The sequence below is a fragment of the Armatimonadota bacterium genome (assembly GCA_037138755.1).
Classification (GTDB): Bacteria; Armatimonadota; Fimbriimonadia; order Fimbriimonadales; family Fimbriimonadaceae; genus Fimbriimonas.
Genome location: JBAXHT010000001.1, coordinates 431,663 through 444,721 on the forward strand (window position 1 = coordinate 431,663; position 13,059 = coordinate 444,721).

Sequence of the window (13,059 nt, forward strand, 5' to 3'; positions counted from 1 at the left end):
GAGATCTCTCGTCTACATGCGGAAATGCGAAACTCCACAACCGCTCTCCCGCCTGGAAGAATTCCCCACCAGAGGATGAGACTTATACTGCTCAAAACAGTAGTTCAGGTTCAAATGGATACGAAAAACTCGCGATCCACACGCCGTCTTTCTTATCCAATCTCCGGCAAGACTCTATCTCTCCATCATTAACTGCGTACAAACGAAACGTCAAAGAATCATTCCCCGCAGAATGAACACACGATTTCGACCCAAACTCCAGGTTTGAACCTGAAATGAACACTTCTTTCCGGGGGCGCACCCCAGAAGATGTGTTACAAATCCGACGAAGGCTGTACTCAGGACCACGATGACCCACGACGAAAAGAAAGATGAAACAACTCCACAACAAACCGCGAAGAGCTAGAACCAAAAACCTGCCAAACTCAATCTATGATTCTCGCCGAAATGACCTGGAGGGAAGTCGACGCCCTGAGTCGCGACACCATCGTGGTCATCCCTACCGGGTCGATTGAGCAGCACGGGCCGTTCCTTCCAACCGCGACCGACACGCTGATCGCAACTGCGGTCACCGACGCCGTCGAAAAGCAGACCCGCGAGAGAGTTCTCGTCACGCCCACGGTTTGGTTAGGCGCCAGCGGTCACCACCTCCCGTTCGCGGGAACCTTGTCTGCAAGCGTCACGGGCTACATTGAAACACTGACCTCGACAATCCAATCGCTGGCCAGGCACCGCTTCCATCGCTTCCTGATCATCAACGGGCACGGCGGAAACAACGAACCAAACGGAGTAACACTTCGACAGATCAAAGAGTCGCAACCGAACCTTACACTTGGCCACCGCGGCTACTACCAGTTTGCTGAGCAAGTCATCGCCGATACCCTCGAAGGATCGATCAAAGGCATCCAGCATGCCTGCGAAGCTGAAGTGTCGCTGATGCTCCATCTCCACCCGGAGAAAGTGCGAAAAGAGCTCGTCCGAGATGATGGGCTGCGACCCGTCAACCCGGTTCAAAGCCTCGTTAAGGGTTGGGATGAGATCAGCGAAGAAGGCTCGTTCGGCTTTGCGACTCTTGGCAACGCCGAAAAGGGCAAGCGAATCTTCGACGCCTGTGTGGATGGCATCGTCCAAGAAGTCGAAGCGATCCACGCTGGGGTCGTCTACCGAGGGATCTTTTAATTGTCAGGCAAACTCGAAACCACGATCGAAACCGCCGTCCTCGTCTGCGTGAACGAGGATGAAGCCGAAGATCAACTTGTCGAAGACGAGTTGATCGGGCTGTGCGAAGCCGCAGGGGTCGAGCCGCTCACAACGATTCGGCAACGCCTCGACCGTCCCTTCAAAGGCACCTACGTAGGAACCGGAAAAGTCGAGGAAATCACCGTCCTCGCCCAGGACCTCAGCGCAGACATTGTCCTCATCGACGGCGAAGTCAGTGGGATGCAACAACGCAACCTGGAGGAAGCCTTTGGTCGCAAGGTCGTCGACCGCACCCAACTCATTCTCGACATCTTTGCACGCCGCGCGCGAACGAAAGAAGGCATGCTCCAAGTCGAGCTCGCCCAGCTAACCTACATGATGCCAAAGCTCATGTCGGTGTACACCAAGTTTGAAAGGCAGAAGGGCGGAATTGGAATGCGCGGACCCGGCGAAACTAAGCTTGAAACCGATAAGCGGATGGTTCGTGACCGAATCGCTCGCCTCAAGGGAGAAATACTAGACGTCAAGCGCGTCCGCGACCAACAGCGCACTAGCCGAAGGAAACACCCCTTCCCGTTCGCCTCCATCGTTGGCTATACATCCGCTGGAAAATCGACGTTGATGAACCGGATGTCCGGCACTGATCTCCTTGCGGACGCAATGCCCTTCGCCACGCTTGATCCGACCACCCGAAAGATCGACCTTCCAGACGGCTATGCGCTATTCCTTACCGACACCGTCGGCTTCATCCGAAACCTTCCGACCCACTTGGTCGCCGCCTTTCAATCAACACTGGAAGAAGTCACGTTCAGCGATTTCATCATCCACCTCGTCGACGTCAGTCACCCCAACTGGGAAGCGCAGTGCGATGCCGTTGCCGAAACCCTTAAGCGTCTCAAGGCCGACGACAAACCCGCGATCACCGTCTTCAACAAGATCGACGCTATCACCGATCCGACCGTGCGTCGCGACCTCGTGGCAGAGTTCCCCAACTCCGTCGCAATCTCCGCGCTAACCGGCGAAGGAATGAATGACCTGATGAATGCGATTCGCCGCCAGGTACAAGATTTGCTCGGTTTTGTAAAGGCTCTGATTCCATACAATCAATCCCACCTTTTGCAGGACTGCTACAACTTCGGGCGAGTTCACAAAGAAGAGTACCGAGATGGCGGAATCTACGTTGAAGCCGAGCTAGTTTCCGAAATGAGGCACCTGTTAGAGAATTACGCGATCTAAACAGGGTGGTAGTAAACTGCGAAAATGCTCGCAACCGCCGCAGCCCTTGCCGCCGCAACTCGCTACGCAATCATCCCGCAGCCCGTCGTTCTGATTCCTCAAGAAGGCGAGTTTGAGCTGTCTCAGTCGACCCCAATCGTCGCATCCAAAGAGTTGGCAGGTGTCGCTAGTTTTGCAAAGGAGATTGTTGCTACCGCCAACAACTCCGCAACTCCTGCGAGCGCAAGCATTCGCCTGAAGCTAAACAAGAAGCAGGAAAGAATCGGTGACGAAGGCTACACTCTAGACGTCAGCCCAGACAGCATCGAGATTTCAGCAAGGACTCCAGCCGGAGCGTTTTACGGAATCCAGACACTTCGCCAGCTTGTACAAAATGGGAAGGTTCCCAGCGTCATTATCGAAGATACTCCCCGTTTTGGTTGGCGCGGTGCGATGCTCGATACTGGCCGTCACTACATGCCAATGTCGGCCATCAAGAAGTTCATCGACACACTCGCGTTCCACAAAATGAACTCCTTCCACTGGCACCTCACCGAGGACCAAGGATGGCGATTGGAGATCAAGAAGTATCCAAAGCTTACTGAGATCGGCTCCAAGCGATCCAAGACGATGCTGAAGTATAGTCCAGCAACCTTTGAGGACAAGGAGTACGGCGGCTTCTACACTCAAGCGGAAGCCAAAGAGATCGTCGCTTACGCAAAGGCTCGATTTATCAACGTCGTTCCAGAGATCGAGATGCCGGGCCACGCCCAAGCCGCAATCGCCGCATACCCCGAACTCGGGAACGGTGAGAAGGTTCCTGTAGCAACGACTTGGGGTGTCATCAAGCACGTTTACAATCCCGAGGAATCGACGATCAAGTTCCAAAAGGATGTTCTGGATGAGGTCATGGCAATATTTCCTTCAAAGTTCATCCACGTGGGCGGTGACGAATGCCCGAAAGATGAGTGGAAAGCATCATCCCGGGTTCAACAACTGATGAAGGAGCGAGGTCTGAAGGATGAGCACGAGATGCAATCCTGGTTCATCCGCCAGATCGACTCCTACTTGGCTTCAAAGGGCCGCCGACTGATCGGCTGGGATGAAATTCTTGAGGGGGGACTCGCACCAGGTGCCGCTGTGATGAGCTGGCGTGGTGAAGCAGGCGGAATCGCTGCGGCAAAGGAAGGCCACGATGTGGTCATGGCCTCGACAAATGCTCTCTATTTCGACTACTACCAAGCCGATCCAAAGACCGAGCCGCACGCAATCGGAGGTTTACTCCCGCTCCGGAAGGTCTACGATTTTGAAATCGTTCCGAAAGAGATCACCACCGAGCAAAGCAAGCACATCCTGGGTGGACAGTTCCAACTCTGGACCGAATACATCCGAACTCCGGAGTATCTTGAATACATGGCTTGGCCACGCGGAGTGGCAGTTTCCGAAATCCTTTGGTCGCCGAAGTCAAAGCGCAACTTCCGTTCGTTTGTCGATCGGCTCGGAGTACACATGGGCCGGTTGAAGGCATTAGGAGTCAATGCCCGCCCACTTGACGCAAATCTTGGATTACCGACTGCGGAGTGGAAGTCTGGTCAAGTTTCGAATGACTACCAAACCAAAGAGTGGGACATCACGAGTGCCTTTGCTGGAAATGGCAAGTACACAGTGCGCTTTCAGTACACTTCAGGTGGGATCCGGCTGGATATCGACGGGATCGAGATCGTCGTGGGCGGCAATGTTGTCGCGGCGGATTCTCACTACGGTCGCACGGGCAACGTACATGTCGACAATGTCTGGACGGTTGAACTCAAGGGAGTTCCCGCGGGTTCAAAAGTGACCCTCAGAGCCAAAGTTCGAGGCGACGGAGGTTCCGACTCGAACGGTGACATCACGGTCTCCAAGATCTAGTTAACGACGGCCAAACAAGTAAGTAAAAATTGACATCATCCGACGTGACCAGGCGAGCTCGTTATGCTCGGCATTCCCGTCGATGACCAGGGTGATGTCCCTTCCTTCTTTCCAACCTGCGGCTTTGTAAGCATCAAACAGCGCCCGTGCGTCGGCTACGGCGCCCGGGCCCTCTTTGGTGCCCATATCAATCCAGATTCGCTGGCGGTTCTTTATCGGCTTGACCGTTCTAAGCAACTGCCGTTCGCTCACCCAAACTGATGGTGAGACGATTCCGAGCTTGCCAAAAACGTCCGGACAGGTGATGCCAAGATAGCTGGTAATCACCCCGCCCAACGATGATCCCATGAGACCGGTGTTCGCAGGACCAGTCTTAGTTCGATACTTGGCGTTCACCATCGGCATGATCTCGTCGGTGAGCATCTTGCCATACAGGTCAGCCTTACCACCGCCCTCACTGTTTCCCATTTTGATCTTCCAGGGTAAATATTCGTCGGCGCGGGCCGCCTGACCGTTATCAATGCCGACGATGATGATCGGCTCTATCAACCCGGCCGAAATCAGTGCCTCGGCGGCCTCATCGGCACGCCACTCCTGGTTCGGAATGTAGCTGGTGGCTCCATCAAAGACGTTCTGACCGTCGTGCATGTACAGAACCGGAAACCGTCGAGTATTAGCCACCTCATACTGCGGCGGCAGGTAAACGCTGATGTTCCGACGGTTCTGAAGAACCTTTGACTCGAATCCTACGAGCTTCTCAATATTTCCGGTTAGACTAGCGACTCTTTGAGTTTGGAGGGCAAGCCCGGCGGCGATGATTGCGAATGGCATGTGCCAATTATGCCCAATTGGCCGCGAGTTGATCCAAGCGTTCGATCTCTGTTTCAAATGCCAACCGAATCGACTCAATCTCAGCCTCAGTTGCCTTTTCGGGAACCGTGAAGGGCTCACCAAAAACCATTCGGGCTTTTGAAAAGGGCATTGGGAACATGTACGAATCCCAACTCCCGGCGTACCAAGCCCGCTTTGCTGAGATCCCAACAGGGACAAGCTTTGCGCCCGACTTTCGCGCCATCAGCATCACACCACCTTGCACAACTTTCGACGGTCCCCGAGGGCCGTCCGGAGTAATCGCCATCGTCCCACCTTCTTTTAGGGATTGAATTCCTTGAAGGGCTGCCTTGATCCCACCGCGATCTTGCCCTGTCGAGCCACGTATCGTGCGGAAGCCGAGCGAACGGAACACTTTATCCTGGATATCCCCGTCGTTCGAGTTACTGATGATCACCCAGTATCCCCGCTTGCGGAACTGATTAGCGAAGATGAACGACTTGCCGTGCCAGCCGCAGAAGATGAGCTTCTGGTCGGCGTTTGCGTATTGGTCCCACCCTTGGAGTTCGAGCCGAAGGGTAGTGCTGATCGAACGGATGAGCCCGACTGCGATCTTGGAGAGAACGACCTTCTTGATCTTCAGCGACAGTCGATCGCTCAACTAAGCCACCCGCGCTGCTTGGCGAGTTCGGTGGCTGAGTGAATCGGATATTGCTCGGCGAGCTCCTTGAGAACCATCTCGCTCGCCTCAGGCTCATCAGCTCTCAGTAGCGTAGCTAAGTCGAGCATCGCCTCTGGTCGCTGGGGTTCACTCTTTGAACCTTGAATGATCGAGGTAAGCAATCGATGAGCCGCTGCTGGGGGAAGACCATCCGCAAGTTGTCGCCGCCGCACGGCACTGATTTTGCCTAGTCCATCAAGTTCCTCGAGCCGAGCAACAGCCTCGACTTGGGCATCTCCTTTGAGCCGAAACACCAATGCCTGAAGGTGTTCGATCTCTGCCTGCTTGTCGCCCAGCCGCGCCAATTCTTCTCCCAACCGCATTTGCATCGGCAGATCTCCGGGATGAGATTTCAGGTGCGAGCGGATGAAGGCAACTTGCTGCTCCGGATTCGTCTCGTTCAGTGCGTCCAGAACGGCGTGGCCCAGCTTCATTCCTCCAAGATCGGGCGCCCGCAGAATGAGTCCCAAAACCAAACCGCAAACCGCCCCACCGAGGTGGGCAAAAAATCCGGACGCCTGAACCGGCTGACCAACATTGACCAACGCTCCCGCCAACTGAAGTAGGAGCCACAGGACCGTAATAAACGCAACCGAGGCTGACTTCTTAGGTGCGAGGGAAACACGCAGTTTTGTATAACGAAGCGAGTAGTAACCGGCACACCCCGCGATCGCTCCGCTCGCCCCAACCAGAGCCGGGGCCTCGGTCATCCGCCGCGTTGCCATCCAGTACAAAGCGACTCCGACAAGCCCCGACAGGAAATACACCAGCGAAAAGCGACCTGAACCCGTCGCGATCTCGACGGCTACGCCGACTGCAGCAAGAAACACCATGTTCCCCATCAAATGCAATGCGTTTGCATGTACAAAAAGGGAGGTAATTGGAGTATAGACCGACGGCAACGATGCACGAAAACCGTATTCGTCGATCCAATCGGGGCGCACCAAAACGGCGAACGCCGCAAGAATATTTGCGGCGATCAGGAGGAGGGTAACTATCGGAGGTCGCGAGCGTTCGCTCAAGCCTCTTCGTATAGCTCCTCGGGAATATCCACGTTGATGTAGGTGTCCTGAACGTCGTCAAGATCTTCAAGTGCATCAAGTAACTTGAGCAACTTCCGCATCTCGTCTTCGGACGGATTCGCTTTGTTCGTCGCCAAATAGGTGAGCGAAGCCTCAGCAGACTGGTAGCCAGCGGCAATCAGGCCGTCGTTCACCTTGTGGAGGTCCGCCATCGCAGTGATGATATTAATCGACTCACCGTCGTTGTTCACGTCTTCAGCTCCGGCCTCAAGGGCGGCCATAGTGATCTCGTCTTCGTCGAGTCCTTCAGCGGCAAACTGAATTTGACCGACATACTTGAACTGCCAGCTCACCGCACCGTTGTCGGACATGCTTCCTCCGTTCTTGTTGAAGGCATTGCGTACCTCGCTAACGGTTCGGTTTCGGTTCTCGGAGTAGCACTGAAGGATGATTCCGGTTCCGCCGGGGCCTACGCCCTCGTAGATAATCTCTTCGTAATTACCTCCCTCAATTTCGCCGGTGCCCTTCTTGATCGCTCGCTCGATGTTGTCCTTCGGGAGCGATGCGGCCTTCGCCTTTTCAACGGCAACCCGCAGCCGGGGGTTCATGCCAGGGTCTCCGCCGCCCGCTTTTGCGGCGACAGTGATCTCTCGAGCCAGCTTCGTAAACGTGTTTCCGCGAAGGGCGTCCTGTTTGCCTTTGCGAATCTTGATGTTCTTCCATTTACTGTGTCCGGCCATGTTCGTTCATTTTGGCACAGACGGGAAATTCGTTGGAACGATCTCGTTAGGTTTCTCATCTGCCGTTCATGCTCGAACTCCTGACCCCCGCAGCTTTCACGCTTTATCCGAAGGATCAGAAGGATGAGAAATCGCAAGTCTTCTGCCCAATCTGCGTTGCGAATGGTTACGCAAGTGGCGTTATTAGCGACAAGGATTGGTTTTTTGCGGCGAACTCAAGCGGCGGCGCACTCTGGTACCGAGGCATCGATCGCGTCCAGCTTGGAGCTGTTTATCACCAAGGTAGTCGCGGGCTTCGGGCACTCGCTGGCTATCAGCTTCTCCAGGAAGCAGCCGGAGCTCCGGCCCTGAACATCTCCTACGGAGTTCAGAGCCAGGAAACTGGCTCCACGGGTACTTCACTAACCCTTGAGAAAAATTTTTTCCGTGGCATCGAAAGCTTGAACGTCTTTGCTGGTGTTTCTCGGCGAACCGGTGAGACTCAGAACCGAGCAGTTTATGGTTTTAAATGGTCGCCAGATGATCGATGGTTCATTGGCAACCAATTCGACGGCATCGACCACAACCCGTTCTTCCAGATTGTTCGTGGAGACAAGTCCTACGGCCTGCTCTACACGGCCACGAAGAAGGTTAGCTTGACGTTTGGAATTTCGTTCTGACCTTTTCGAGCCACTCTTTTGTGCAAAGGAAGTCGGCTTGAGTCAGGCCGTGGCCACCCGGAAGTTCGACTTGCTCGACTTCCGCGCCGCCCGCGCGGAATACTTCGGCTTGGTTCCGCGCAGATTCGAGAGGGGCCATTGGGTCGTTTTGACCGTTAACCATCAGAATCTCTTTTCCTATTAACTGCGGTTCAGCTGGTAGTGGGGTCATGCCACGCCACATCACCAACCCATCCAAAACGTCGGGATGGAGCAATACGAGGGCGGCACCAATGTTTGCGCCGTTGCTGTACCCAATGCCGATCATCGGCCCTTCCTTTTTCGATCTCAAGAATTCAGCTAGCTCTGCGGCTTGGCGTCGAATGTCTTCGTCATCGAAAACGCCTTCTGCGAAGCGGCGAAACCAGCGGTTCATTCCATGTTCATTTACCTTGCCTCTTGGGGAAATGATTCTGGCCCCCGGCAGCAGGTCCTGCCCCAGCTGGACAAGGTCGTTCTCCGTGCCCCCTGTGCCGTGTAAGAGCACAAGCGTCGGACTTTCGCCAGCAACTTCGACGTGCTGAAAACTCACCGAGTCACTCCTGGAATGCTCAGCTTTGGCAGCACGGTCTCGAGATGCTCCCGTCGGTGGACGTGCATTTGCGGTACTTGAAGAGTTTCACCCAAGGTTTCCTCAGGTTCATCGATCATCATGCCGGGTTGGTCGGTTGCGAATTCAAACAAGACTCCTCCAGGTTCGCGGAAGTAGATTGATCTGAAGTAGTCGCGCTCCATGATCGGTGATGTATGAAAACCGCTTCGACTTAGTTCCAAAAGCCACTGCTCGTGTATCTCATGGTTTTTGATTCGAAAGGCAACGTGGTGAACCGTGCCAGCTGAGCTTCGGGCCAGGGGCTCGTTTGGAGCGTCGATCACGTCGACTTCAGACACGCCGAGGCAGAACCGGGTTCGACCATCTTCAGTAGCGGTTTGCTCGGCATTGAACTTCCGGGTGAGAGTGTCTTCGGTTGTGGCAAAGTCCCCAATCGATCGTCCTCTCATCGGCATCAATGAGACACGTCGGATCGCTCGGATCGCATATTCGGCGGGAACCGGTGAGTGCTTCCAGAAGGTGAAATCCGTAGATGTTTCCACTTCTTCAAGCTCGATTCTGAGCCCGTCTGGATCGTGGGCCCAAATGACTCGCTTGCCGAAGATCATGTCTTCGCCGCTAGTCTTTGTTTCGATGGCAAGCCGGGTTACCCAGAAATCTAACGAGCCGACAGGAACCTCAAACGTGATAGATGCCGTTTCGCCACGGCCCCGCTTTCCCGGCAGGATATGACCGTAGGGAAAGGTGGTCATCAGGGTTCCGGGGCGGCCTATGCCGTCACCGTAGTATAGGTGGTAAACAGTGGGATCGTCGAAGTTGACGGTCTGCTTAACCAGTCGCAGGCCCAGCACCCCGACGTAGAAGTCGACGTTTTGCTGTGCATCGCCGGAGATCGCAGTGACGTGGTGAATTCCTAAAACCATGCTTCTATTTACGCATCCCAGCTACTTGGAATCTGTATGCGACGATACACCTTTTGCGGCTTGTACGAATCGGCGCACTTCCTCCGCGAGCACCCTTGGTGCCGGTCCAAAGTCGACCGGTTTTGGAGTATGTGGTTGCATGGCGGCGACGACGCTGGCGTGGATTTGTGAGACTCCCGTGGCCGCGATGAGGGCTTGTACGTTATGGTAACGGATTCCGGCTGCAGGAGCTATCTCGATGTCCTTCCCCGCGAGTTTGATAAGTCTCGCGATCATGTCCGCCCCTTCGGCGGCTGTCTTTCTGGCACCACTGGTTAGGGTTCGCCGGTAGCCAAGCTGGACCAGTTGTTCCAATGCTTTTTCGAGGTCCGGAGTCTGGTCGAAGACCCTATGGCAGACCATCGGGGTTCCCGTTGCTGCGTCTTGAAAATGCTTCATGGCTTCAAGATTAAGTGTGTCGTCCGGGTTCGACGCGCCGACGACAATGAAGTCAGCGCCCCGCTCAGCAAACCAACTGATCTCACGGCACATGAAATCAATTTCACCCTGACTATACTGATAGCCCCCCGTTCTAGGTCGAACCATTACGGCGACCGGAACATCGCCTTCAATCGCCATCTCAGAGAGAGCTTTGCTAGGAGTCAGCCCTCCGACTTCGAGTGCGCAGCAGAGCTCAATCCGATCGGCCCCTCCTTCTTGGACCGCAACAACCTCCTCTGGAGAGCAAGCAATGACTTCAACGAGCATGGCGGTAGTTTATCGCTTCGTCGCCCGCTCGCCCGGTAACCTTAGTCGCAAATGCCAACTCTGCCCCGCATCACCGGAACGTTTCTCGACGAAATCACTCATGACATCCCGAGTCAGAACTGGACGGAGCGGCACTGGCGGCGCGAATTCGAGCTTTATAGCAAGATCGGTCTCGACACCCTGATCATCATTCGGGCCGGTTACAAGAACAAGTGCATCTACCCCTCGCAGGTGATTCCGTCACTGCTTCCGGTTTACGACGACATTGGAGAGATGTTTTTCTCATTGGCCGATGAGTTTAATCTGAAGCTATTCTTTGGAACCTACGACAGTGGGTTCTACTGGTGGCGGCGAACTTGGTGGAAGGAAGTCGATCTGAACAAGGCATTCATCGACGAAGCTTACAACCGATACGGTCATCACAAAAGCTTTGCCGGTTGGTACCTAACACACGAGACGGGGAAGAACGATGCGCACATCATCGAGATCCACAACCACATCGGCCAGCATTGCAAGTCAAAAGCCGATCTGCCCGTTCTGATCTCGCCTTATCCCCAGGGCGCAAAGCAAAGCGGTGAAAACGCGCTTGCGCTCGAAGAGAGCTTTGATCACTGGGATCGGGTTTTCGCCGAGACAAACAAATCGTTCGACCTCTGCGCCTTTCAAGACGGTCAGGTGCATTACGAAGAACTTCCGAAGTTCATCGAGGGTATCGCCGCTCTCGGCAAGAAGTACGGGATCACCATCTGGTCGAACCTCGAAACCTTTGACCGAGACATGCCCATCAAGTTCCCTCCGGCAGATTGGCGCTACCTGCGCTTTAAGCTAGAAACCGCCGCCCAGATCGCAGAAAAGATCATCACGTTTGAGTTCCCACACTTCGTCTCGCCGTTCAGCTGCTACCCCTCGGCGCATAACCTGTTCGAGCGCTACATGACCTACGAAGGTGCAAAATGGAACCAAGGATTCGACCGAGAAATCCTCGATTGGGTGAAGTCGCAACGAGACTGAACGCGGAAAGACTAATCGTGATAAAGTGTGGTCATGAAGAAGACAATCTCAGCCTTCATCGCCGGACTCGTCGTTGCCTCGATTCCCTACATCCTGCTCGCTCGAGCTGATGCCCAAGGTGCCGGTCCAGGTAGAGCACCCCAAGGACAATTCCAAGGCGGCCCAGCTCAACTTCCTCCGGGGCAATCCGTTCCTGGCGGCCCAGGAGGATTCCAACAAGGCTTCGCGCCAATCACTACCATCACGGTTGACGGCGATTACGTTTACGCCGGTGCCGGAAACTGGCTGTACAAGATCACAAAGAGCGATATGCGAGTGATCCAGCAGGTTTCGGTCCGACCACCGCAGAGAGCCGAGCGACAACCAGGCGGAGGCCCCGGCGGTGGGCAGAAGTAACCCTAGTTCTCCGCTAACAGCTCCTCGATGACCTTCCGGCGATCAGCCGGACGGTCAGTGTAGCGAAGGATCCCTTTCTTGTCAACCAGGAACTGGGTTGGCCAGCTGCTGATGCCCCACTCGCGGGCAATGCCCCCGTTGGGTCCTTTTCCATCCCAAAGATTCGGCCATGTGATGGACTGCTGCTGGATATAGTCACTAAGCATTTTCTTTCCCTCATCTCCGGGAACATCGCCGCTGATCCCTACAATCTCAAATCCTCTGGGCCGTAGCTCCTTATACATCGCCAGCATTTCGTTTTCGATGTCTCGTCGACACGGGCCGCACCAAGTCGCCCAAAAGTCAACAAGAACAACTTTGCCTCTCAGCTCTTTGAAATTCACATCTCGGCCGGTTGTGAAATCCTTGAAGTTCATCTCAAACGGTTTTCCGACGGCATCGAGGATTCTTAGTTTTCCGGCAGCTCCTTTGCCTAAGTTTGAGTTCGGATAGAACTTTGCCAGGTAGCCAATCGCAGTTCGTTCGCGAGAAGTGCCAGCGCACATGTCGCTGTACTTGTAGAAGTTGTAGACCCCCGACTCTTCATTTGGATAAACACGTTGAAAGTCCAAGCATGCCTTCTCTGCTTTGTCCAGCAATGGCTTAGCTTGAGGGTCACTCAACTTCAGCTTGCGATCCAGGGCAATTCGCCACTGCCGCATCAAGACTTCCTTTGCGTCATAGTTTTTGGCGATTGCCAGGTTCGCTTTCGAAGGCTTCGTTCTGTAAAACTCGTTAATATCCTTTCGGATCATGTCAAGCCGAGGCATCTTTGGAACCCGCACATGGCCAATGAAATCTTCCCACCGGGAGACCAGCAACTTTGGAGTCCGCTCATGGTCCGGATACTTCTTGTAGAACTCAAGGACGAGTTTGCCTCGCTTGTCCGCGAGAACGTAGCACTCGTCGACCCATTTCATGATGTCGGTCTCTGGGCCAGGAATGGCTTCTTTGATGGAGTCGATTTCCGCCAATCGAACCTGAACATCACTTTGACCGGAGCCCGGAAAGCAGAGAAAAGCGGTTAGGGCAAGAATGCTCATTGACGGGGAATT

14 protein-coding genes are annotated in these 13,059 nt (G+C 54.6%); 6 read left to right on the forward strand and 8 right to left on the reverse strand.

The annotated features are described in order from the left end of the window. The first annotated feature begins 432 nt into the window (after window positions 1-432). The 3 genes from WCK51_02015 to WCK51_02025 are packed head-to-tail and all read left to right on the forward strand — an operon-like array spanning window position 433 to window position 4,323. The gene (locus WCK51_02015; protein ID MEI7575640.1) at window positions 433-1,179 is read left to right on the forward strand and encodes a creatininase family protein; all 747 of its coding nucleotides are present in this window, start codon (window positions 433-435) and stop codon (window positions 1,177-1,179) included. After that, a complete protein-coding gene (gene hflX / locus WCK51_02020) occupies window positions 1,180-2,436 on the forward strand; it encodes a GTPase HflX (protein ID MEI7575641.1) in 1,257 nt (418 codons plus the stop codon). A gap of 24 nt (window positions 2,437-2,460) precedes the next feature. Further along, entirely contained in the window at window positions 2,461-4,323 is a 1,863-nt protein-coding gene (locus tag WCK51_02025) for a beta-N-acetylhexosaminidase (protein ID MEI7575642.1), read from the forward strand. Here the strand turns inward: WCK51_02025 and WCK51_02030 are convergent, their stop codons facing one another. Genes WCK51_02030 through WCK51_02045 form a run of 4 tightly spaced genes read right to left on the reverse strand, consistent with a single transcriptional unit; the run spans window position 4,324 to window position 7,637 of the window. After that, the gene (locus tag WCK51_02030) at window positions 4,324-5,154 is read right to left on the reverse strand and encodes an alpha/beta hydrolase-fold protein (protein MEI7575643.1); all 831 of its coding nucleotides are present in this window, start codon (window positions 5,152-5,154) and stop codon (window positions 4,324-4,326) included. It lies immediately after the preceding gene. Window positions 5,155-5,161: 7 nt separating this feature from the next. After that, window positions 5,162-5,815: a lysophospholipid acyltransferase family protein gene (locus WCK51_02035; protein ID MEI7575644.1), complete on the reverse strand. Its 654-nt coding sequence runs from the start codon at window positions 5,813-5,815 to the stop codon at window positions 5,162-5,164. Next, a complete protein-coding gene (locus WCK51_02040; protein MEI7575645.1) occupies window positions 5,812-6,897 on the reverse strand; it encodes a rhomboid family intramembrane serine protease in 1,086 nt (361 codons plus the stop codon). The genes WCK51_02035 and WCK51_02040 overlap by 4 nt, the downstream gene beginning before the upstream one ends. Further along, complete coding sequence (locus tag WCK51_02045; protein MEI7575646.1) at window positions 6,894-7,637, reverse strand: YebC/PmpR family DNA-binding transcriptional regulator; 744 nt, start codon at window positions 7,635-7,637, stop codon at window positions 6,894-6,896. Before WCK51_02045 ends, WCK51_02040 begins: the two co-directional genes overlap by 4 nt. A gap of 68 nt (window positions 7,638-7,705) precedes the next feature. Here WCK51_02045 and WCK51_02050 point away from each other — a divergent pair, with 68 nt between their 5' ends. Beyond that, the gene (locus WCK51_02050) at window positions 7,706-8,296 is read left to right on the forward strand and encodes a hypothetical protein (protein ID MEI7575647.1); all 591 of its coding nucleotides are present in this window, start codon (window positions 7,706-7,708) and stop codon (window positions 8,294-8,296) included. Here WCK51_02050 and WCK51_02055 read toward each other — a convergent pair. Genes WCK51_02055 through WCK51_02065 form a run of 3 tightly spaced genes read right to left on the reverse strand, consistent with a single transcriptional unit; the run spans window position 8,268 to window position 10,558 of the window. Continuing rightward, entirely contained in the window at window positions 8,268-8,867 is a 600-nt protein-coding gene (locus WCK51_02055) for an alpha/beta hydrolase (GenBank protein ID MEI7575648.1), read from the reverse strand. The genes WCK51_02050 and WCK51_02055 overlap by 29 nt on opposite strands. Continuing rightward, entirely contained in the window at window positions 8,864-9,811 is a 948-nt protein-coding gene (locus WCK51_02060; protein ID MEI7575649.1) for a VOC family protein, read from the reverse strand. The genes WCK51_02055 and WCK51_02060 overlap by 4 nt, the downstream gene beginning before the upstream one ends. Before the next feature lie 21 nt (window positions 9,812-9,832). Continuing rightward, window positions 9,833-10,558 (reverse strand): copper homeostasis protein CutC, encoded by a 726-nt coding sequence (locus WCK51_02065; protein ID MEI7575650.1) that lies wholly within the window; start codon window positions 10,556-10,558, stop codon window positions 9,833-9,835. Between the two features lie 51 nt (window positions 10,559-10,609). On the opposite strand from WCK51_02065, the gene WCK51_02070 reads away from it, so the two are divergent. Together WCK51_02070 and WCK51_02075 are read left to right on the forward strand one after the other, a co-directional pair. Further along, window positions 10,610-11,569, forward strand: coding sequence for a DUF4434 domain-containing protein (locus WCK51_02070; protein ID MEI7575651.1), 960 nt, complete (start codon window positions 10,610-10,612; stop codon window positions 11,567-11,569). A gap of 33 nt (window positions 11,570-11,602) precedes the next feature. Then, complete coding sequence (locus tag WCK51_02075) at window positions 11,603-11,965, forward strand: hypothetical protein (GenBank protein ID MEI7575652.1); 363 nt, start codon at window positions 11,603-11,605, stop codon at window positions 11,963-11,965. A 2-nt stretch (window positions 11,966-11,967) separates the two neighbouring features. Here the strand turns inward: WCK51_02075 and WCK51_02080 are convergent, their stop codons facing one another. After that, a complete protein-coding gene (locus WCK51_02080) occupies window positions 11,968-13,047 on the reverse strand; it encodes a TlpA disulfide reductase family protein (GenBank protein MEI7575653.1) in 1,080 nt (359 codons plus the stop codon). Window positions 13,048-13,059 lie beyond the last annotated feature (12 nt).